The sequence below is a fragment of the Cyanobacterium aponinum PCC 10605 genome, from assembly GCF_000317675.1.
In the GTDB taxonomy this organism is placed as follows: domain Bacteria; phylum Cyanobacteriota; class Cyanobacteriia; order Cyanobacteriales; family Cyanobacteriaceae; genus PCC-10605.
Genome location: NC_019776.1, coordinates 2125297 through 2148195, shown reverse-complemented (window position 1 = coordinate 2148195; position 22899 = coordinate 2125297). Strand labels below are relative to the sequence as shown.

The 22899-nt window shown below is 34.9% G+C and carries 18 protein-coding genes; 7 read left to right on the top strand and 11 right to left on the bottom strand.

Going from position 1 to position 22899, the window contains the following annotated elements:
• Positions 1–115 precede the first annotated feature (115 nt).
• A complete protein-coding gene (locus CYAN10605_RS08940) occupies positions 116–1432 on the top strand; it encodes a Sll1247 family protein (RefSeq protein ID WP_015219620.1) in 1317 nt (438 codons plus the stop codon).
• 605 nt (positions 1433–2037) lie between these two features.
• On the opposite strand, the gene rsmA is transcribed toward CYAN10605_RS08940, so the two are convergent.
• Positions 2038–2895, bottom strand: a complete 858-nt coding sequence (rsmA, locus tag CYAN10605_RS08935) for a 16S rRNA (adenine(1518)-N(6)/adenine(1519)-N(6))-dimethyltransferase RsmA (protein WP_015219619.1) — start codon at positions 2893–2895, stop codon at positions 2038–2040.
• A 147-nt stretch (positions 2896–3042) separates the two neighbouring features.
• On the opposite strand from rsmA, the gene hisIE reads away from it, so the two are divergent.
• From hisIE to CYAN10605_RS08920, 3 genes are all read left to right on the top strand, one after another.
• Positions 3043–3693: a bifunctional phosphoribosyl-AMP cyclohydrolase/phosphoribosyl-ATP diphosphatase HisIE gene (gene hisIE, locus CYAN10605_RS08930; protein WP_041922768.1), complete on the top strand. Its 651-nt coding sequence runs from the start codon at positions 3043–3045 to the stop codon at positions 3691–3693.
• Between the two features lie 153 nt (positions 3694–3846).
• Positions 3847–4932: a bifunctional diaminohydroxyphosphoribosylaminopyrimidine deaminase/5-amino-6-(5-phosphoribosylamino)uracil reductase RibD gene (gene ribD / locus CYAN10605_RS08925; RefSeq protein WP_015219617.1), complete on the top strand. Its 1086-nt coding sequence runs from the start codon at positions 3847–3849 to the stop codon at positions 4930–4932.
• Positions 4933–5186: 254 nt separating this feature from the next.
• Complete coding sequence (locus CYAN10605_RS08920) at positions 5187–5645, top strand: hypothetical protein (protein ID WP_015219616.1); 459 nt, start codon at positions 5187–5189, stop codon at positions 5643–5645.
• Between the two features lie 340 nt (positions 5646–5985).
• Here the strand turns inward: CYAN10605_RS08920 and CYAN10605_RS08915 are convergent, their stop codons facing one another.
• On the bottom strand, positions 5986–7059 hold the full coding sequence (locus CYAN10605_RS08915; protein ID WP_015219615.1) for a glucose-1-phosphate thymidylyltransferase: 1074 nt from the start codon (positions 7057–7059) through the stop codon (positions 5986–5988).
• 501 nt (positions 7060–7560) lie between these two features.
• Between CYAN10605_RS08915 and chlP the strand changes: the two genes are divergently transcribed.
• A complete protein-coding gene (chlP, locus tag CYAN10605_RS08910) occupies positions 7561–8784 on the top strand; it encodes a geranylgeranyl reductase (protein ID WP_015219614.1) in 1224 nt (407 codons plus the stop codon).
• A gap of 340 nt (positions 8785–9124) precedes the next feature.
• Positions 9125–9235, top strand: coding sequence for a cytochrome b6-f complex subunit PetM (gene petM, locus CYAN10605_RS08905; RefSeq protein ID WP_015219613.1), 111 nt, complete (start codon positions 9125–9127; stop codon positions 9233–9235).
• Positions 9236–9304: 69 nt separating this feature from the next.
• Here the strand turns inward: petM and CYAN10605_RS08900 are convergent, their stop codons facing one another.
• Positions 9305–9940: a peroxiredoxin gene (locus CYAN10605_RS08900; RefSeq protein WP_015219612.1), complete on the bottom strand. Its 636-nt coding sequence runs from the start codon at positions 9938–9940 to the stop codon at positions 9305–9307.
• A 298-nt stretch (positions 9941–10238) separates the two neighbouring features.
• Between CYAN10605_RS08900 and psbU the strand changes: the two genes are divergently transcribed.
• The gene (gene psbU / locus CYAN10605_RS08895) at positions 10239–10667 is read left to right on the top strand and encodes a photosystem II complex extrinsic protein PsbU (RefSeq protein ID WP_015219611.1); all 429 of its coding nucleotides are present in this window, start codon (positions 10239–10241) and stop codon (positions 10665–10667) included.
• A 116-nt stretch (positions 10668–10783) separates the two neighbouring features.
• Here the strand turns inward: psbU and dnaK are convergent, their stop codons facing one another.
• From dnaK to CYAN10605_RS08855, 8 genes are all read right to left on the bottom strand, one after another.
• Positions 10784–12796 carry a molecular chaperone DnaK gene (dnaK, locus tag CYAN10605_RS08890; protein WP_015219610.1) on the bottom strand — a complete coding sequence of 671 codons (2013 nt, stop codon included), beginning with the start codon at positions 12794–12796 and terminating at the stop codon, positions 10784–10786.
• An 84-nt stretch (positions 12797–12880) separates the two neighbouring features.
• Positions 12881–13663, bottom strand: a complete 783-nt coding sequence (gene grpE, locus CYAN10605_RS08885; protein ID WP_015219609.1) for a nucleotide exchange factor GrpE — start codon at positions 13661–13663, stop codon at positions 12881–12883.
• Between the two features lie 720 nt (positions 13664–14383).
• Positions 14384–16552 (bottom strand): CHASE2 domain-containing serine/threonine-protein kinase, encoded by a 2169-nt coding sequence (locus tag CYAN10605_RS08880; protein ID WP_015219608.1) that lies wholly within the window; start codon positions 16550–16552, stop codon positions 14384–14386.
• A gap of 92 nt (positions 16553–16644) precedes the next feature.
• Positions 16645–17643: a chlorophyll synthase ChlG gene (gene chlG / locus CYAN10605_RS08875; RefSeq protein ID WP_015219607.1), complete on the bottom strand. Its 999-nt coding sequence runs from the start codon at positions 17641–17643 to the stop codon at positions 16645–16647.
• 328 nt (positions 17644–17971) lie between these two features.
• Complete coding sequence (gene ftsH / locus CYAN10605_RS08870) at positions 17972–19843, bottom strand: ATP-dependent zinc metalloprotease FtsH (protein WP_015219606.1); 1872 nt, start codon at positions 19841–19843, stop codon at positions 17972–17974.
• A 48-nt stretch (positions 19844–19891) separates the two neighbouring features.
• A complete protein-coding gene (locus tag CYAN10605_RS08865) occupies positions 19892–21604 on the bottom strand; it encodes a DUF3685 domain-containing protein (protein WP_015219605.1) in 1713 nt (570 codons plus the stop codon).
• Between the two features lie 217 nt (positions 21605–21821).
• On the bottom strand, positions 21822–22145 hold the full coding sequence (gene grxD, locus CYAN10605_RS08860) for a Grx4 family monothiol glutaredoxin (protein ID WP_015219604.1): 324 nt from the start codon (positions 22143–22145) through the stop codon (positions 21822–21824).
• An 87-nt stretch (positions 22146–22232) separates the two neighbouring features.
• Entirely contained in the window at positions 22233–22487 is a 255-nt protein-coding gene (locus CYAN10605_RS08855) for a BolA family protein (protein WP_015219603.1), read from the bottom strand.
• Between the last annotated feature and the right edge of the window lie 412 nt (positions 22488–22899).

The following is a 22899-nucleotide window of genomic DNA, read 5'->3' as shown; positions in this document are numbered from 1 at the left end:
TTAAACGATATGAAAAATAAGCATTTATATTAGAATTTTAGTTAGAGGTGAAAACATCCTTACGCAAAATTCTTCAACAATAATTAAACAAAAATATATCACATCATGAACTGCCGTGAATATCAACTCTTTATCAAAACGCCAATACAACAATATCATAGGAGATGAACAATATCTCTATGATCATTTGCTAGAGTGTGTTAAGACCAAATCACCTCAGCAGGTGTTGGATAGATTTAGACATTTATTCATTCAGGCAAGAAATTACGACGATCAGAAAGTATTAGAAGTTTTAGCCAAATTAATTGCCACCAAACGGGCAGAATTAAACTTCCCTTCCGTGTTAAATCGTTGTTGCCATATTCTCATCAATATGTGGCAGTTGAACCCGAAAACCCAACCTTTTATCGTTGAGTTGGTTGAGCTGTTTAACTATCTTCCTTCTGGAGTAGGTATTGGTAAATCTTATTCTAGTCGTATGGTGCAGTTGGTTAGACATTTTTTAACCACTGATTACTATAAACAAATTCAACGTCTCGCAGTTATTATTGGCGAGAATCAAGGGCGAAAAAATAACCTCATTCCCACAAAGCCGAAACAAGAAACAGTGGGAAACCTAATCACTCGTTATCCTTATTTGTATGATCATTGTTTATTAAGTGTTGATAGTAGTTCTGAACAACAACAAACTGTTTATCAAGTCAAAAATCAGTTAGAGAAAAAATTTGAAACGGAATTATCTCAATTTGTTACTTATCAAATAAGGGTAGCACAGGCAGGTAGAGAAAAAATGGCACAACAGGAAAGAGAAAGAATTATTAAACCTGTTACTAATCCTACCCTATTAAGTGATCGTGATTTAGGAAGAAGTTTGAAACATTATGTAGGACCTGTGGAAAATGGCTATTCCTATCAGGATTTATCCCGTAGTTTTTTAACCCATACTAGTGATGTGCGTAATTATCAATTATTCAAAGATGATTTATATGAGTACATAATACAATCCGTAGATGGCAAGTATGGCAAACATAGCTTCAATAAAAGACTTTATGACAAAATGCAGGATTTATACCCCAAATATAATCAAACCAAACCCGATGAATTTCTAAAAATGCGTACTTATAGTCAGGTTTTTAATTATCTTATTGTCGAAAGTCCCCAAAATCCAAATCATTTGGTATTTATGGATATGATTAGTAATATGGGAACAACAAAAACCATTGGCTTAATGTTAAAGTTAGTCTTAGTTTGCAGTAAAGTTAAACCATACTTAGAAAAAAGATTCTCTATCTTATTCAATCACTACGAGTCTTTCACCAGAGAAGGTGCAGGGTGGCTAGTTAGAAGTTTGGAAAAAGTCCATGTAGCTTTTAGTGTTAATTTTGGTAATGTTGATATGTCTTTCTTGAGAAGAATTTATGCCAAAAATTAACTTTCATGACAAATTATCCTCGGTGAGGTTATTTAAAAAAAATATGGCTCTCTTACTGCTCGTCGTGTAAATTATTGGTTAGGAAAAGGTGTCAGGTGGTAGGTGGCAGGTTTGACGGTTAAAGAATAAAAATAATAAATATTAACGGCTCTATCACTTCTCGTCGTGTAAATTATTAGTTAGGGTAGGCAAGAGGCAATAGGGGATTATTAAATAATAATTTATAAACTTTTAGTTTTTGTTTTACTATAAATACTATTCAATAAAGGTTATGGAAGTCCTGTTTCTCTTAATTTATCATAACCACTATAGAAGAACCATATTAACTTATAACAATTACCTGAGTTTTGGATAAGCTGAAAGCATTATTTTCTCCTAGTCAGAAAACCTTATAGCTTCTTCTTAGAAATAACGATAAAATTCCCTTAACTCGAACTGACGTTAAATAGTTAAGAATTAAGAATTAAAAATTAAGAATTAAGAATGAAAAACCACGAATACCTGTACGGGCGAATGGCCATTCGCCCCTACTTCCCCCTTTCCCCTCATCACCTCATCCCCCCATCCACTACCACCTGTAACCTGCAACCTGACACCTAACCTTATCAGATATTCTTAAACCCAACTGAGGTTAGATAATTACTTAAATTTATCCATTCTTCAAGACTTAAATTTTCTGCACGAGCGTGAGGATTGAGATTAAGTTTTTCTAAAGTGTCATTTAATTTTTCAGGAGAAATTAAAGATTTTAAATTATTTTTCAGCATCTTTCTTCTACTAGAAAAACCTAATTTAATTAAACTGTCTAAAAAAGCTGGATTTTTAGCAGGATTAACTAGATTTCGAGGCGTTATTTTTACTACTACAGAATCAACTTTTGGCGGAGGATAAAAGTCCCTAGCTGGAACAGTACAAACTATTTCACAGTCTGCTAAATATTGCACTTTTAGGGTTAGCGCCCCATAAACTTTATTATTCGGCTCTGCTGTAAGTCTTTCCCCTACTTCTTTCTGAATTAATAAAACGATCGCATCTAATTGTTTTTCTGCAGGTTTACTAATAGTGCCTAAAAGTTTTTCGATAATAGGACCTGTGATATTATAAGGTATATTCGCAACCACTTTGTTGTAAGCTAAAAAATCAGGAAAAGGTTGTAAAATTTCTGGTAAATTTAACTCTAAAAAATCTCCTTCTAACAAGAGAAAATTATCTGTTTTTCCATAGTCATTTACTAATTTTTTACATAAATCCCGATCAATTTCCACTGCCAATAATTTGTCAACTAAGGGTAATAATCTTTTTGTTAAAACCCCTGTACCCGGTCCTATTTCTAAAATGCGATCGCCCTGAGTACCAGTTTGGGGATTACTTTTATTTAACTCAGCAGAAAAAATTATTGTATCTAAGGCTTTTTGACTTTTTAACCAGTGTTGTCCAAACTGTTTTCGGGGTCTAATGGTCATCACAAACGCTTAAAGGTGCAATGTATAAGTATAACATTAACTTCATTTATCGAACAGAAAATGTAATCAAAAAAGGGAAATTTGTTGCCCAATACTGATATGATGATAAAGACCCAATCATATTTAATAGTTACCAGTAATCCTCAAATGTCTATTAATCCTTCAATTCCCCTCAGTCAATCAATCCCTGTGGATAAAATTCAATATAATGAGCAAGGATTAGTACCAGCTATTACCCAAGATTATCTTGATGGTACAGTGTTAATGATGGCGTGGATGAATAAGGAATCTCTACGTAAAACCCTTGAGACAGGAGAAGCATGGTATTGGAGTCGTTCTCGTCAAGAATTATGGCACAAAGGAGCTACTTCTGGGCATATTCAAAAAGTGAAAACAATCCGTTACGATTGTGATAGTGATGCCCTTTTACTTACCATTGAGCAGGTTGGTGATGTTGCCTGTCATACAGGAGAAAGAAGTTGTTTTCATCAAATTGATCATTCCAAGTCTGCCCCATCTGCGGATACTTTAACAGAATTGTTTAAAATAATATGCGATCGCAAAGAACACCCCGTTGAAGGTTCTTACACCTGTAAATTGTACGAAGGGGGAGATAACAAAATTCTCAAAAAGATTGGCGAAGAAAGTGCCGAGGTTGTTATGGCTTGTAAAGATAATGACCCCGATGAAATTGTCGCTGAAGTTGCTGATCTATTTTATCATACCCTTGTTGCTTTAGCTTACCATAAGGTTAACTTACGGGATGTTTACAAAAAATTGCAAGAAAGAAGAAGATAATTTAGCTCAACGGACAAAAAAGTAAAAAGCAAGGAGTAAAAGGGAAAGGATTTTTTAGAATACTCTAATGACTATTTATTATTTTCCTAATATTTTTTGATTAATATTGACTGTACATTTGTATCTTGATAAAACTTAACTATAATTTTTCAAATGACAGATATAGATCTCTTAATGATGAATCGGTGTATCCAACTGGCTAAACAAGCAGAGGGAAAAACATCTCCTAATCCATTAGTGGGAGCAGTCATTGTCAAAAATGGAGAGATTGTCGGAGAAGGGTATCATCCTCAAGCAGGATTACCCCATGCGGAAGTTTATGCCCTAAAACAAGCAGGAGAAAGGGCGAAGAATGCTACGGTTTATGTTAATTTAGAACCTTGTAACCATTATGGTAAAACTCCCCCTTGCACTGAGGCTTTAATTGGGGCGGGAGTAAAGAGGGTTGTAGTAGGAATGATTGACCCTGATGAGAGGGTTTCTGGCAGGGGAATAAAACGATTAGCCGAATCAGGCATAGAAGTAAAAATTGGGGTAGCAGAAGATGCTTGTTTGCGTTTGAATGAGGCTTTTATTCATCGTGTTAAAACAGGATTGCCTTTTGGGGTTTTTAAGTATGCTATGACATTAGATGGGAAAATAGCGACGGATACGGGGCATAGTCAATGGATTACAGGAAAGTCGGCACGACATTTTGTTCATGAGTTGAGAAGTATATCATCAGCTGTAATTATTGGAGGTAATACCTTACGACGAGACAATCCTTTGCTTACTACTCACGGTTTAACGTCTCATAATCCTCTGCGGGTGGTGATAACTGCTTCTTTTGATTTACCTACTTCTGCTCAATTATGGCAACAAGATACGGCTAAAACTGTTGTTTTTACCACTCCTCAGCCTGATTCTTCTTTAAAAGATAGTTTACTGTCTCAGGGGGTGGAAATTGTGGAAATAGCGAATCTTAACACGACTATGGTTATGGAAAATTTAGCCAAAAGGGGATGTAATTCTGTTTTATGGGAATGTGGCGGAAATTTGGCAAAAGATGCGATCGCATCTGGTAATATTCAAAAAATATACTGTTTCATTGCTCCCAAAATTATCGGTGGAAAGGGTCTTTTTTCTCCCATTGGAGACATGAAAATAGATAACATGAATAATGCTTTGGCTCTAAAAAACACTTCTATTCGTCAAATAGATGCTGATTTTTTAATTGAAGGTTATTTGAATTTTAATTAATTTTAAAAATACAATATGGCTCTATCACTTCTCGTCGTGTAAATTATTAGTGTTTGGTAGGCAAGAGGCAAGAGGCAATAGGCAATAGGGGATTATTAAACAATTAATAATTTATAAACTTTTAATTTTTATTTTACTATAAACACTATTCAATAAAGGTTATGGAAGTTATTTTTTATTAATTTATCATAACCACACTCTGAAGAACCTACAATATTACTTAAAAATACTAAAATCTCTCAAAAAATAGTCTGATGAAACAAAAAATAAACAAAAGATATATTTATCAACAAATTTTTATAACCCTTAGCCTATCAATAATACCCCTAAACTCTGTTTGTGCAGAACCTGTTATTTATGATTTCACTGTTAACGTAACAGAAGGCTCTCTCAAAGACAATACTTACGATGGCTTTATTATCTATGATGATGAAACAGTTACAGGTGCGGAAGAAGAAATGATTACAGTTGAGGATGGTTTAAAAGTCTGTATGAATTTCTTTAATAAAAACTATGACGAAACTAAAGACTCTGACTATCCCCAATACCCCCAATTGATTCTTAAAGACGGCAAACCTGAAAGTTTGGACTTTTGGCTAGAGCCTAATCCTCGTCGTCAATGGTGGAACAAAAATGGTTGGTTAGTAACCGTTACACAACGTCCAGAAAATAGCAATTTGCCCGTTAATTGCCCAAATGGTGTTACACCATAAAAATATAATTATGGTGAGAGAGTAAGGAATTTGAACTGTTGCCTCTTTCCAGATGCGAAATTGCTTATCCTCGGCGACACCACTTTTTCATCAATCCCTAATTATTAATTAACCTGAGTTTTGGATAAGCTGAAAGCATTATCCTGTGGTCAGAAAACCTTATAGCTTCTTCTTAGAAATAATAATAAAATTGTCTTAACCCGAACTGAGGTTATACCCCAAAACCCCAAGCCCCTACTTCTCTCTCTCATCCTCTCATCACTCTAACACCTGCAACCTGACACCTAACCTTATCAGATATTCTTAAACCGAACTGAGGTTAATTATTCATTTTTATAGACTAAGTTAACTCAATTTGTGAGTCATCACCAATCATAAAACTTAAGGCTTTAGGGCGTTTCGGCACAAAATGTATTTTTGCTCTTTGCCCAATCACACTATCAACTATTCTTTGCTCAATACCTTTTACTTCCGCCGATTTTAAAATTACACTATGCTCAAGATCAATCTCACTTAAGTGAACATTGTCAGCAATACTCGAATAAGGACCGATAAAACAGTTTTCCAGATGACAATTATCTCCAATAATCACAGGACCCCTAATAGTTGAGTTAATAATTGTTGTGTTTTTTCCTATTTTAACTCTGCCAATAATTTGACTATTATCTGTAATTTCATATTTATAATCTGCTGTTAAATTAGTATCCAAAATAATACGGTTAGCCTCTAATAAATCATCTTTTTTTCCCGTATCTAACCACCAATTTTTTAATTCTTGAGCTGAAACAGGTTTTTTATTTTCAATTAAAGATTGAATGGCATCTGTTATTTCCAACTCTCCCCTAGCAGAAGGTTTTAGATGATTAATCACTTCATGAATTGCAGAAGAGAAAAAATAAATGCCCACCAACGCTAAATTAGAGGGAGGATTTTTTGGCTTTTCTATTAATTCTAAAACCTCCCCTTTTTCATTAATTTTTGCTACTCCAAAAGCCGTAGGATTAGATACTTTTCTAAGTAAAATTAAAGCATCTAATTGTTTTTCCTTAAAATCTTGTAAATATAAATCTAAATCCTCTGCAATTAAGTTGTCTCCCAAGTACATAACAAAAGGGGAATCCGTCAAAAAAGGCTGAGCGATTTTTACTGCATGGGCTAAACCGTCAGGGCTATCTTGATGAATATAAGTTATTTTTGCTCCAAATCTGCTACCATCACCAGTTTTTTTCTGTATTTCTTCCCCTGTTTCAGGGCTGATAATTATACCTATATCCGTAATTCCCGCTCTCACAATCGCTTCGATACCATACCAAAGAATCGGTTTATTTGCCACCGGTACAAGTTGCTTTGCTCCCGTATAAGTGAGGGGTCTTAAACGAGTCCCTTTTCCACCAGATAGAATTAATGCTTTCATGATAATACAAAAATTGGCGTTTCTGAGTTTTAGATATGATTTTTAGTTTAGGTGGGAAAGAGGCAAAGGAAAAGAGGCAAAGGCAATTACAAAGTAATTAAAACTACTTACTACTTAACAGTTTCTCTTGTCCTAATACTTTTATGCCCAACAGAGGTTGTTAGACCTCTTGCAAAATAAGAATTTAAGATAGAATTAGTGGAATTTACAACCAATCTTTATCATTGTTCCCTGTTTCCTCACTTCTCCAAGAAGTCTATTTTACCGATAAATCTCTTTTGTGATTAATCAACGCTTTATAAATGAAAAAGAATAGCTACAATGGATATATGCCTATACATTGTCAATTAATATTAAGAAATATTAAGAAAAATGTTAAAGACTGTTGCAAAAACAGGGAAAAATTTATCGGTGTGACCGTTTTAGCTTAAATTCCTAAACATAAGCCATTTATAATCAAATAAGATATTTTTAACAACATTAATTTTTAGGAGATAAATCGTGACAATTAGGGTTGCAGTAGTTGGCGGAGGTCCTGCAGGTTCTTCTACCGCAGAAGTGTTGGCGAAGGCTGGTATTGAAACTTATCTATTTGAAAGAAAGTTAGACAACGCTAAACCTTGTGGAGGGGCAATTCCTCTTTGTATGGTTAGCGAATTTGATTTACCCCCCGAAATTATTGATCGCCGTGTGCGCAAAATGAAGATGATTTCCCCTTCTAATATTGAGGTGAATATTGGACAAACCCTCAAAGATGATGAATATATCGGGATGTGTCGTCGGGAAGTTTTAGATGGTTTTATGCGCGATCGCGCCGCTAAATTAGGGGCAAATTTAATTAATGGAACAGTATATCAATTAGATATTCCTTCTAACGACCGTGACCCTTATGTGCTTCATTATGCAGATCACTCCAATGGTACGGCCCAAGGGGAAATGAAAACATTAAAAGTGGATTTAGTCGTTGGTGCGGATGGTGCTAACTCTCGTATTGCAAAAGCCATCGATGCTGGAGATTACAACTATGCGATCGCATTCCAAGAAAGAATTAGATTGCCTGAAGATAAAATGGCATACTATGAAGATCTTGCAGAAATGTATGTTGGTAATGATGTCTCTCCAGACTTTTATGCGTGGGTATTCCCTAAATATGACCACGTTGCCGTTGGTACGGGTACAATGAAAGTTAATAAAGCCATTATCAAGGATTTACAAGCGGGTATTCGTAAACGTGCCGCTAAACGCCTTGAAGGGGGAGAAATCATCAAAGTGGAAGCCCACCCCATTCCTGAACATCCTCGTCCCCGTCGTGTAGTGGGTAGAGTTGCCCTTGTGGGCGATGCGGCTGGAACTGTTACCAAATCTTCTGGGGAAGGTATTTACTTCGCCGCTAAATCTGGCAGAATGTGTGCAGAAATGATTGTGGAAGCTAGTAATAACGGTCAAAAAGTGCCTTCTGAAGCCGATCTCAAAACCTATATCAAACGTTGGGATAAAAAATATGGTGCTACCTACCTAGTATTAGACATTTTACAGAGAGTCTTTTACCGTAGTGATGCAACTCGTGAGGCTTTTGTGGAAATGTGTGCTGACATTGATGTACAAAAAATTACCTTTGATAGCTATCTCTACAAAACCGTTGTCCCCAGTAATCCATTGGTACAAATGAAAATTACTGCTAAAACCATTGGTAGCCTTTTAAGAGGTAACGCCTTAGCACCTTAATTAAATCCCTGTTTCACGTCAAAGGGCAAGGGGCAAAGGTGAATGATGAATAGTTAATAATTAAAAACTCCTAACCCCCAACTAATATTCCCCTAATATCCTAGTACTAATGGATACTTTATTCGGAACTTGATTTGATAAAGATTCTTTATAGGTTTTTAAGATGAGCAATGGTTCATCTTATTTTTTTTGCAAATTTATTTCCCATTAGAAAAATCTTGGAATCCATCACAAAACCCTTTATCATGGGATTAATGAATTATATTAGAATAGTTTTTTAACTGATTTCAGGAAACTATCAACAAAAAATATATCAATAAATTTATTAGGAGAATAATCAATGACTGCTGAAAGTATGTTGTTTAACGGAGCAATTCTTTGTTTTGTTGTTGTTTTAATTGGTTTAGCTTGGGGCTTTCTTTTACTAAAACTCACAGGTGAAAGCGAGTAATAAAGTAATAAAAAAGAGAAAGGTGGGCATTGCCCACCCTCAAATTAGATCAAAGAAAAATTAAACTATTTATTTGTTAGGCTGAGGAGTCATGCGCAAATAAGGTTTAATTTCTGTAACTCCTTTGGGGAATTTTTGTTTCGCTTCTTCAGTGGGAATGGAGGGAACAACTACGCAATCTCCACCATCTTGCCAGTTAGCTGGTGTTGCAACTTGATGGTTGTCAGTTAACTGTAAAGAATCAATAACTCTTAAGATTTCATCAAAGTTACGCCCCGTACTAGCAGGATAGGTAATAGTTAAGCGTAATTTTTTGTTAGGGTCGATGATAAAAACACTTCTCACAGTAAGATTATTGAGAGAGTTCGGATGAATCATACCATATAAGTCAGCTACTTTACGGTCTTCATCGGCAAGAATAGGGTAGTTAACTTGAGTGTTTTGAGTTTCATTAATATCTTGAATCCAACCTTGATGAGATTCAACACCATCAACGCTTAAGGCTAAAATTTTGACGTTGCGTTTATCAAATTCAGATTTTAAACTAGCTACAGTGCCTAATTCTGTGGTGCAAACTGGTGTATAGTCAGCAGGATGGGAAAACAAGACGACCCAACTGTCTCCAGCCCAATCATAAAAAGAAATTTCTCCTTGGCTAGATGCCTGGGTAAAATCAGGAACTTGATCTCCTAACTGTAATGTCATAAATTTTATCTTTGTTTATATTTCAACTAAAATTTCTAGTTAAAATTGTCTCATATTTTTCTGTATTCATTGTACCAATTATCATTTTTTCTGTTATTCTTTACAAATCTTTACTTATTTTCTGGGTTAAAGGGTTATTTCACTGATAGAATCTTATAGCAACCGAGTCTAGTAATACTATCCATTTGGTAAATATGGGAGTATTTTCCCCTGAAGATGGGAATTTCTCTGGTTCAATAAAATCAATAAATATAAGATAATTATTAAAATAATCTCAATTCTTGGAGGTAAAATTTTGATGAAATTATGGCGTAACTTTATTACTTTTATTGCTGTTACTTTTTTTGTTTGTGCTGGAGTTTTTCATGCACCTGTACAGGCTTTAGATTTTAACACCGTACTACAGGCTAGTCCTCGCATGGTAGCGGCGGAAACAAATCGTCGCAATGCGGCAGATGATTTGTTAACCACTGAATTCGGTCAAAAAATCGACATCAATAACAGTGATATTCGTGATTTTCGTGAGTTGAAAGGCTTTTATCCTAAGTTAGCTAGTATTATTATCCAGAATGCTCCCTATGAGCAAGTAGAGGATGTTTTAAATATCCCCGGCTTAAGTGAAAGCCAAAAGGAAAGATTACAAGCTAATTTAGATAATTTCACTGCTAATCCTCAGTCTAGTGTTTTTAATGAAGGTGATGAGCGTTATAACGCTGGCGTCTATTAATTATTAACTCCATATATACGAAAAAGCGATCGCATCTTTTTGATTTTTTAACTATCTCGGTGCGATCGCACTTTACTTTGAATTGAATTTAATAACCTTACCGCCTACTTATTTTATTAATCTACAGTTTCATAATCTCCGGTAATAGTTTCATCTTTATCATAGTCAAAGTCTAAATCACTATCATCCTCAGATATTTGACTTAAACCGCTCAAAATTTCGTCCTCAATACTCTTAAAGTCGTCGTCATCTTCCAAACTTTCATAAACAGTCGATTCCGCTGAAGGAGAATCATTCCCCATAACAGTTGCGTCTTCTGTAGAATTGTAAGCCTGCGCACCAATATTAACTACTTTATCTCGTAATTCATTAACCATAAGCTCAACTTCTGAAACGGAGATATTTGTATTCTCCATCGCCTCAGTAGCTCTGCGCTCAAGGGTTTGTATTTCTTGTTTAAAATCTTCCCCCACTAAATTAGGAGTTTTTTCTACCATGAGCTGGTAATTGTACATCAAACTGTCTAATTGTTTTTTGAACTCCACTAAATCTAGGCGACGACGATCCTGAGCCGCATATTTCTGAGCGGCTTCTTTCATACTCTCAATTTCAGAAGAACTCAAAGCCCCCGTATTTGTAATAAGAATACTTTTTTCTTGTCCTGTACCCTTATCTTTTGCCGAAACCTTTAAAATTCCATCCACATCAATATCAAAAGAAACCTCGATTTGGGGAACTCCCCTCGGTGCTGGTGGAATTCCAGTCAAGAGGAATTTTCCTAAACTTTTATTATCTTTTGCCATAGGGCGCTCGCCCTGTAAAACATGGACTTCTACCGAAGTTTGACCATCCACGGCTGTTGAAAAAACCTGAGTCCGACTAGTGGGAATAGTTGTATTGCGGTCAATGATTTTGGTACATACCTCTCCTAATGTCTCTAATCCCAAAGATAAAGGGGTTACATCCAACAATAAAAGATTTCTAACTTCTCCACCTAAAACACCACCTTGTACTGCCGCCCCCAACGCTACCGCCTCATCAGGATTAACGGATCGATCTATGGGAATTTGTTTTCCAAAATATTCTTCTATCTTATTGGAAATAGCAGGAATACGAGTTGAACCACCAACTAATACAATTCTGTTTACTTCTTCTTTCGTCAATTCAGAATCTTTCAAAGCCTGTTCCATCGGCGGAATAATCATTTCTACCAAAGGAGCAATTAATTCTTCCAATTGGGGACGAGATAACTCTAATTCTAAATGTTTTGGTCCATTATCATCTGCCGTGATAAAAGGTAAATTGATCGATGTTTCCGATAAATTAGACAATTCTATTTTTGCTTTTTCGGCGGCTTCTCTCAAACGTTGTAGAGCCATTTTATCCGTACTTAAATCAATTCCTTCCTGTTCTTTAAACTTTTCAATCAACCATTTAACAATTATGGCATCAAAATCATCCCCTCCTAGCTGATTATTCCCAGAAGTGGAAATAACCTCAAAGATACCATTACCTAACTGTAGTAAAGAAACATCAAATGTTCCCCCGCCTAAGTCAAAAACTAAAACGTGTTGATCCTCATCTTGTTTATCTAAACCGTAAGCTAACGCCGCCGCCGTGGGTTCATTAATAATTCTCATTACCTCCAAACCCGCAATTACCCCTGCATCTTTAGTTGCTTGTCTTTGAGCATCACTAAAATAAGCTGGAACTGTAATCACCGCCTGAGTCACCGTTTCTCCCAAAAAGCTTTCTGCATCAGTTTTTAGCTTTTGCAAAATCATCGAGGAAATTTCCTGAGGAGTATATTGCTTCCCCTGAATATCGACGTCAACGGTGTTATCTTTTCCTTTGACGCATTTATAAGTCACTCGATTTCTTTCTTCTTCCGTCTCTTCCCATCTACGGCCAATAAAACGCTTGATACTATAGATAGTATTTTCAGCATTAGTGACAGCTTGTCTTTTGGCTAATTGACCAACTAGGCGCTGACTACCCTTGCCAAAACCGACAATACTGGGAGTCGTTCTTGAACCTTCTTGGTTAGTGATGACGAGGGGTTTTCCCCCTTCTAAGACAGCAACGCAACTATTGGTTGTTCCTAGATCTATTCCTATTACTTTTCCCATAGTTAATAGTGATGGCGGTGTTACATTTGAGTTATTGTAATTTAATTATAGTCAGAACCTTTGATGATTTAAACAATTTCTTGACTATTCTTGACTATTTTCTGGGGTTTCCGATTCTGAATCGGTATTTTCAGATTCATTTTCCCCCGGCATAGCTACTTTTACCATAGCGTAGCGCAATACTTGGTCATCAATCATATAACCTCTCACCAACTGCTCTATGACAGTACCTTCAGGATATTCATTTGTGGGTTCTCTGAGCATTGCTTCATGGAAATTTGGATCGAAAGGTTGATTTTCTGGACGCATTGCTGATACACCAACTTTTTTTAAACCTTCGACTAAAATTTTATATACTCCCTGATAACTTTTATGAATAGTCATTTCTCCTTCATTGGCAGGTTTAATTTGACTTCTAGCTCTCTCAAAGTTATCTACGGCTGGTAAAATTTCATTAATGATTTTTTTCTTGACTTGAGATTCTAATTCTTCTTTTTCTCTACTGGTACGACGACGGAAATTATCAAAATCGGCAGTCAGGCGCATAAACTGACTGGTAGCACTTTTTACCTGCTCTTCTTTTAGTTCTAGTTCTTGTTTTAGAGATTCTATTTCTTTTTGTAAGGATTCAACAACACTATTTAATTCATTATTTTCAGTCTGTGGTTCTGTGGTATCAGCTTTTGAAGGTTCAGCGTTTTCTTCATCGTTTACAACAGTTTCAGAAACTGGTTGCTGTTCAAAATCTGTGTCCATAACTTCTAATTCTTGGTTATTTATTTCTTCGGAAGGGGAAGAGTTTGTTTCATGATCGGCAATATCTGTTTTTTTGTCTAATTCAGGATAGTTGTCCGCTTCACTCATCATAGCTTTAATATTGTCCTTCAATAAAATTTGTCAATAGTAATACTAATTATAAGCATACTATTTTCATGATCCCAAAATCAAGATATTTATGGTTAAAAGTGGACGAAAATAGAAAATAAATTTTAGTGGATATACTCTTTTTGTGAAATCTTTTTAAAATATTGATTATATATCATAAATATAGTATGGAAATAAATATCAAAAATTATTATCATAAATTTGTAATGTTTACTTTAGTGTTAGATATATTAACTAGATTTTAGACCTAACATTATCTGAGCTTGATATAAAATTATCGGTTAAGGTTAGCAAAGGGGAATAGGGAACAGGGAATAGAGTTTATAGTTGACATAAACTGGGGTTAAATTGATTTTAAATACATTTTCCTAAATTTAATGATTTTTTCAGGAAAAATTTTGTCGATTATATAGATCTAAACTCCTTATTTTTCAACACTTTTTTCATTAAAGTCAGATAGAAATATAATTGAAAAAGAATAAAGTCCATGTGGAAAATATTTAAGAAACGGAAAAGGTAGAAACACTCATTGAAAATTATTAGCGAAAAATCTTCTTAAAAGGTTAATTAAAGTTATTGTTTTTATGAATTTTTGTCGTTTAAAGACGCTTTGTCTTATTTATTGAAGTTGACAAAATTTAGTTTTTGTTTACACCTATTATTTAATAATAATTATGTTTGCTTATAATATTGCTTAATTTATCAATTATTAGTTTCTTTATTTCTTATTTTCTGTCTAAACTTACGCAAGTCTTTCATTACTTCTTCTGCATTTTGATAGCGATCGCTGAAGTGATAACGAGTCATTTTTTTGATTATACTAGCAGTTGGGCGGCTGACATATTCTTGACTATTCCAAATAATTTCCCCTGTTTTATCGTCTCTGGGTAGTTTATTAGGAAAATTACCTGTTAGGCAGTGAATTGCTAACATTCCCGTGGCGTAAATATCACTACCGAGACAAGGTTGTCCTGCTAATTGTTCGGGAGCGGCATAGCCTTCATTGCCAATGATAACGGTTTTCTGGTCGCTTTTACGAGATATTTGCTTAACCGCTCCAAAGTCAATCAAAACAATAGAATTATTGGTGTTGCGACGAATAATATTATCGGGTTTTATGTCTCTGTGAATTAAATTATATTCTTGAATAAAAGTCAGAATTGACATGATTTCTTCTATAAGAATTAAAACATCTTTTTCTCTATATTTTCCTTTTTCTCTTATTTCTCTCATAATGGTTTTTCCTTCAATATATTCTTGAATCAAGAAAAACTCATTATTTTCTTCTATATATGCTAGTAGTTGAGGTATTTTTTCATGAGTACCAACTTTTTCTAAAATTTTAGCTTCCGTTCTGAACAAACGTTGAACAATTTTTAAAAATTTTGGCTCTTTTGAAGAGGGTGTTAACCTTTTAACGACACAGTAGGGTTTACCGGGGCGTTGTAAGTCTCTCGATAAATAGGTACTGCCGAAACTACCTTTCCCTAGGGCTTTGACAATTTCATAGCGATTAACAATTAAAGAGCCTTGCTCATAGTTGATGATTGAAGGAGCATCGGTAATTTGCGATCGATTCTCCAATAACATTTGTAGCATAGCGATGGATTTTTCTTGGTCTGCTACTTGTTTTTGAATGGTTAATTGTTCTTGTTTTGCCTGATAAGCATTATAACTAACAAGTGCGATCGCACCTCCAAAAAAAGCAAATAGAGGAGAAATAATGGGAATCCATCCCCCCCAAAAAGAAATAATAACGGCACTACCAACAATAATCACAATGGCAACACCTTGCCCTAAAATCATCACTAAAGGGCGAGAAAGAAACAGAATAGAACAACTACCTATCAAACCCCAAAAATAAATCCAGAGAATTTCTTGCCACTCTTGCCAACTCCAGATTAAAGGTTGCCCGTCAATGGCAGAAGTTAAAATTTGACTAGCCATATAACTATGAAGAGTTACCCCCGGCATTAACACCACATCCTCACCTTGACGACTGAAGGGGGTATAAAAAGTATCTTTCAAACTAGGTGCAGAAACACCCATGAAAATAATTTTGTTAGTAATTAATTCGGGGCTAACATTCCCTTGCAAAACCTCATTTAAAGTTACCGTGGGAGTGGGCTTATCTCCTCGGCGATAGTCAATCATAATTTGATAACCATTCGCATCAATATTTTGGTAAGCTCCAATAGTCTGATTAAGGGGTTTAAGGGTTGTTTTACCTAATTTTAATAAACCGTCTTCGGTGATTTCTGGCTCAATTCCCTCCGCCATTAAATAACTCAATGCCATTTGTAACCCCAGAGAGTAAGGAGTGGGGCATCTACTTTCTTGAGGATCAACATAAAATAAATTACGCCTTACTACTCCATCACCATCTATCACTATATCTGCAAAACCGACTAAGTCCATAGCAATAGTTGAAGGAGGAGACACCGCAGGTTGATTTTGCGATTCTAACTTACAAACCGCAGAAATATTGTTACTAACACTAAAAATATTTTTTAACTTTTCTGCTCCCGGCTCAACAGGCAAATCACGATATAAATCAATACCAATACCATAGGGATTATGTTGTGAAAGATTATTGAGGCTTTTAGCTAAAGTAGCGTCACTAATCGGCCATTTTCCTTCTGCTTGAATATCGTCTTCCGTTATTAATACTGTCAGTATGCGATTATCTTCTTTTTCAGCTAAACGTAATCTAATAAGTTTGTCATATGTTCCTAAATCAAAATATTCAAATCCTCCCCCTTGTTTAAGAATTACTGTTAATGTACTAGCAATAACCGAAGCACTAATCACAGCAAAACTGGTTTTTCGCCATGATTTTTGATTTAACCATTGAGAGAAGGATGTTGCCATGATGATAAAGGATTGATAATGAAGAATGAAAAATTAATTAGCTTCTCCCCAATATCCCAATACCTAAAATACCCCAAACTCCGGAATCCTAACTAAATAGTAGAATGTCCTAACGCCAATCCCATAACCAACATTCCTAAAACAAGGAAAGGTTGAGCGCTGGCTTGATATTTAACATCATTTTTTAAGGGATCACGCAAAAAATACATATCTTGGAAGGTGATTTGGGGAATAACTAGGAGTAATAGTATAGTAGCGTAAAGATTTTGACCTAGATAAATTAAATATCCCCCCATGGCAATCTGAAACACATCAATCATAATTACACAAATCCAAGCGGCAGTAGTTACCCCAAACATAACAGGTAATGATTTTAAACCTAAAGTGCGATCGCCCTCCACGCTTTTGAAATCATTAACAACGGCAATACCTAAACCTGCCATACTGTAAACTAAAGTAAGAATAACAACAGTCCAGTTTAACTCTCCGAATAAAGCATGACCTGCCCACCAAGGTAAAGCAATATAACTTGAACCTAAAGCATAATTACCCAGCCAACCATTTTGTTTTAATTTCAATGGCGGAGCAGAATAAATATAAGAAATAAAAGAACCACCTATTGCTAAACAAGTAAGAATAGGAAATTCATGACCTGCCCACACATCCAAACCGTAGGCAACCCCAATTCCTGCAAACAATAAAATTAAAATTTGAGCTACCACTTGGGGGACAGAAATAGCTCCAGAAGGGATAGGGCGATAAGGCTCGTTAATAGCGTCAATGTCACGATCATAAAAATCGTTAATAGTTTGAGTATAACCAGCTAAAAGGGGTCCAGACATTAACATACAAGTTAAAGCCATCATAAAATCCTCAAATCCCCACACATAACCCCCTGAAGAAGCCGCACCACAGACAACACCCCAAATCAGAGGAATCCACGTGATCGGTTTCATTAACTGAAGCCTAATTTGCCAAATACTTTTTGCTTGAGAAGCCCCTTTCATTCCTAGTAGTTGACGGGCTTTAGATCCTTTATCCTCTCGATCTAACTCTACTTTTGTATAGTCTTTATCTTCTGTATTAGTCATTACACTTAAATTTAGACAGCTAATGTTTCTGAATAATTAACAAAATAGCATAACAGGCAGTTAACAATTTGGAATTGGGAATTAGTAATTAAGACAAGGCAATTAGTGAATAGTGAATAGTTGATAATTAAGAATTAAGAATTAAAAACTCTGAACACTCATTACTTTCTTCTAAAACCTGAAACCTGAAACCTGACACCTGACACCTTATCTCCCTCTCCCCTCATCCCCCCATTCCCCCAATATCCGCCACCTAAAACCTCTTTCCAAATTCTCCGAACCCTGAACCCCCAAAACCTTAACTTTCCAATTACCCAACGATATAAGTTTATTTAACTAACACTGGTTTTTTTGCCTCTTGATAATCATTAACTATTTTACGAAAAGCATCTCCGTCTATAGTTTCTTTTTCAATCAACAAATCAACTAAAGAATCTATTAAAGGTCTATTTTCTCGGATAATAGCTTTTGCATTTTCATAGCATTGAGTAACCATAAAGCGAATTTGAGAGTCAATTTTTGCGGCTATTTCCTGAGAATATTCAGAGCGACTCATGGGGTCATTTCCAAGGAAAACGGGTTGATCATTTTCTTCCAAAGCGAATAAACCTAAGTCGGACATCCCAAATTTTGTCACCATCTGACGGGTTAAATAAGTTACTTTTTCAATGTCATTTCCCGCCCCTGTGGTTACTTCATCATTACCGAAAATAACGTCTTCTGCGGCTCTACCTCCTAACAAGCCAGTGACACGGGCAAATAATTGGGTTTTAGAAACTAATCCTTGGTCTTCTTCTGGGGTAAACCATGTTAAACCTTTTGCTTGTCCCCGGGGTACTAAGGTAACTTTTTCAACAGGATCATGCCCTTTTGTTAATGTTCCAACGATCGCATGACCAATTTCATGATAAGCAATTAGTCTTTTACTTTTACTATCTACAAGGGGAGTGCCTTCCATTCCCGCAATTACCCTGTCAATGGCTAAATCAATTTCCTCCATGGTAATCGCTTCTTTTCTGCGTCTAGCGGTAAGAATTGCCGCCTCGTTGAGTAAGTTTGCTAAATCTGCTCCTGAAAACCCGGGAGTGCGTTGAGAAATGGTTTTAAGAGAAACTTCGGGGTCAATTTTTTTATTGGCGGCATGAACTTCAAGGATGGCTAGTCTGCCTTCTAAATCAGGATAATCTACCATAACTTGGCGATCGAATCTTCCGGGGCGTAATAAGGCACTGTCTAAGACATCTGGGCGGTTAGTAGCGGCGATGACGATAATTCCTGTATTTCCCTCAAAACCGTCCATTTCAGTTAAAAGCTGGTTAAGGGTTTGCTCTCTTTCATCATTACCACCACCGATACCACTACCTCTTTGTCTGCCCACTGCGTCAATTTCATCAATAAAAATTAGACAGGGAGCATTTTCTTTGGCTTTACGGAACAAATCACGGACACGGGAAGCCCCAACCCCCACAAACATTTCTACAAACTCAGAGCCAGAAATACTGAAAAAGGGAACTTGTGCTTCACCTGCGATCGCTTTTGCTAAAAGAGTTTTCCCTGTACCGGGAGGTCCTATTAATAATACACCCCTAGGAATTCTAGCCCCGATAGCTGTGAATTTATCAGGACTTTTGAGAAACGTAACTACCTCTTGTAATTCTTCTTTCGCTTCTTCTATTCCTGCTACATCTTTAAATTCAATACCCGTTGCTGATTCCATTTGAAACCTTGCCCGTGACTTACCAAAATTCATTGCCCCGGCGGCACTACTAGCCGAGCGTTTGATTAACAAAAATAAGCCAACAATGAGCATGAAAAGGATAGCTACTTGGATTGTATTAATAACTTGAGTGCTACTAGCAGAACCTGACTCAACCACAAAATCAATGCCTTTTTCTCTAATTTTGGCAATTAATTCTGGATTTTGATTGAATAAATCAACTCTTTCTGGGGATTTTTGATCACCATTTTTTAAATAAACACTAGCTATATTCGTAGTGGGATCAATAACTATTCTCTGTACTTCTCCTGTTTCAATACTGCGAAGTAAATCACTATAGCTAAACTGTTGAGTTTTATTTTGTTGAGCAAAAGCAGAACTTCCCACCATGAAAGTTTGCATCAAGACTAAACTACTAGCAATTAAATTAACTATTTTATTTCTCTTACTTTTTTGACGACGCTCTAATTTAAAAATACTCATTATTAATGATTCCTGAAAAATAATTATGAGAATAATGGCAAATGGTTCTTAATTTTTCATTCTACTTCCTATTCCCTGAAGAATGCCTTTGCCGATTAAACCAATACCCTTGCCGACTACTTCTGTAAGCAAATAAACCAGCAACTTGCCTAAGCTATCCCCTAGAGATTTGACTCCTTTAGCGAGACTATCTCTTAATTCAATTAAAATAGTAACACCCCATGGTATTCCCTTGATGGTATTTAGTTCTTGATAACGGGGATGAGTAATCTGACAACAGACTATTCCCTCATAGGTCAATCTTAACATTTCGTATTGGTCTTCAAATATATTTTTTGGATTTTGCCAGTATTTTTCTCGGCGATATTTCCAAACTAAATTATTGCGAAACATTGCTACTTTACGGGAAGATTTTAATTCTGGTTGGAAAATATTATGTTTAAGAATAGAGTTATCAGCAAAATTGTTAAGGATGAATTCTACAGTAAAGTTAGCGATATTTAAGATGGTATTTTGTAAAATAATTTCTTCTATTTCTAGGCTATTTTCATTTCCATAAGAGTAAGTAAAATTATCAATGGTAATTTCTTTTTTTTCTATTTCATATATAAGAAAGTCTTGAATAAAAGGAATTTTTATTAACTCATTGGTTCCTAATTTCTCTCCCTGATTAATAATTAAATTAACTAATTCTAAATTTTGTTTGGATTCATTTTCTATGGATGAGGGTAAGTATCTTTGTAAAAATTTGAGAGTTGAGTTTTGCCATAATTCTTTAATAAAGGTTTCAACTCTTTTTTCCAGTTCTTCCCTATTGAGTTGTAATTTCTCTGTTTCTAATATTAATTCTTCCCATTCTTGTAAAATAATAATCAGTAATTCTTTTTGTTTACTATTGATTAATATGTCTGTTGCTTGAATTTTTTTTGTATAATTTGTCAGGTTTTTCTGAATTTTTAACAGGGTTAAATCATAGACATTTTCAGGTTGATTAACCAGAATAATAGCATTGGATTTTTCTGTTTTAGCCTTATTTTTATCTTGCTTTTTTACTCTATTAGTATTGTCATCACCGTTTGAATTTGATATTTGATTAAAATTTAGTTGAAAATTTAATAAAGTGCGATCGCTCTCTGACAGAAAACGATTAATCAACCATTTTGCTAATTTTAATTCTCTTTTTCTACCATGCCAATAAATCACATCTGCGGGGGATAATTGATGAGTTTTTGTGTGATTATTAATTTCTTTTATTTGTCTCTCAATTTCTTTGATTCCTCCCTGACATTGAAGGGCTAACCAACTATTGAAATTATTTTGATTGCTTGATAAGCTCTGATTTTGAGTTAAATATTGTTCTCCCTTCGCACAAATTCGAATAATTTTAATTAGCTCATCAATTTCAATATTTTTATAACAATATCCTTTAACAATAGAAAGGGAAGTTAAATCATAAATTAATCCTCTCGGATTAACCATTAATAAGATATTTAACTCTGGATATTCTTTAACCAATAAAGATAAATCTTGGAAAAATTTTTTTACCCTATCTGGATACTTTTCCCAATCAAGAGCGACGGCAACTAAATCACAATTATAATTTTTGATCAGAGAAAAAATATCTTTTAATTTTCCTGTAGCGATAATATTAATGTCTTGATAAATCTCATCTTTACAAATCTCTTTTAACCCTAAAGAAAAAATAGGATCTTCATCTAATAAAATGACATTGATTGAGGATTGAGACTCATTAATAGACATCACATAAACGATTTATTTGAGTATGAGAGGGGGTTAGAAGTTTGGAGTTCGGGGTTTGGAGTTCGGAAAGAGTTTTCAGGTTTCAGGTGTTTTTTATTATTTATTGTCAACTATAAATATAAACTATTCACCATTATCCATTACCCTTCTCCCCTAAAAAGGGGAGACACAGAGGGGTTTCCCTGTTGTCTTGTCTTAATTACTAATTACTGATTATCTATGATGCTAAAGCAACTTCAATCATTTGCTGTAGTTCACCAGTTTGATACATTTCAATCATGATGTCACTACCGCCGATAAATTCACCATTAACATATACTTGGGGTATGGTAGGCCAATTGGAATATTCTTTAATTCCCTGACGAATATCATAATCAGATAATACATCAAATGTTTGAAAAGGAACACCGATAGTATTTAATATTTGGACGACATTATTAGAAAAACCACATTGGGGCATTAATTTTGTGCCTTTCATAAATACCACGATGCGATCGCTCTTAAGAATATCTTCAATACGTTGTTTTAATTCAGGAGTCATAAGTCTTCAATAAGATAAAAAACAATAAATACAAAAAATTAAGAATTACAGGTTCAAAATTATCTCTGATATATTCAGGATTTAAGATTAACTCTTTAAACCAGACCAAGTAGAAGGGGTATAGGTTTTTAAAGCCAAAGCGTGAATCGCTTCTGATTGTAACTCCGCTTGAAGGGCGGAATAAACCAGTTGATGTTGTTTAACTTTGGTTTTACCCTCAAATTGGGAGGAAACAACGATCGCTTCTAAGTGATCTCCTCCTCCCGTCAAATCCTTAATTACTACCTCAGCGTCTGGAATTTCTTGCTGAATAGTTTTTTTAACCTGTTCCAAACTGACCATATTTTTTTAGCTTGGTAATATTTTTTGATGCTTAAATAATAGTTATTTTTATCATATCTCAATATGAGATTTACTTCAAAAGCAGTATTATAAAAAATGAAATAATGAGAAAAACAAGAGCAAAAAGTAACTAAATTGACTTTAATAATATAAACATTGATTTTTACTTTTTTTGAGTTTTAGTTTTTTAGTACTAACATAAATTTATTGGTATTAATAAATACTTTTACTATCTATTGTCCTTTATCTATTAACCAAAATTTTTGTCAATAAATTTTTTTTCCCTGATCTTTTTTCTAATTAGAGTTTACTATTGGGAGTCATAAGCCCATCAAAATCAAGAGTTTTGAGCCATCACTAACTAAAAAAAGCCTCTAAAACCCAAATTTTCCGTAAAAATAAAGGATTTTTT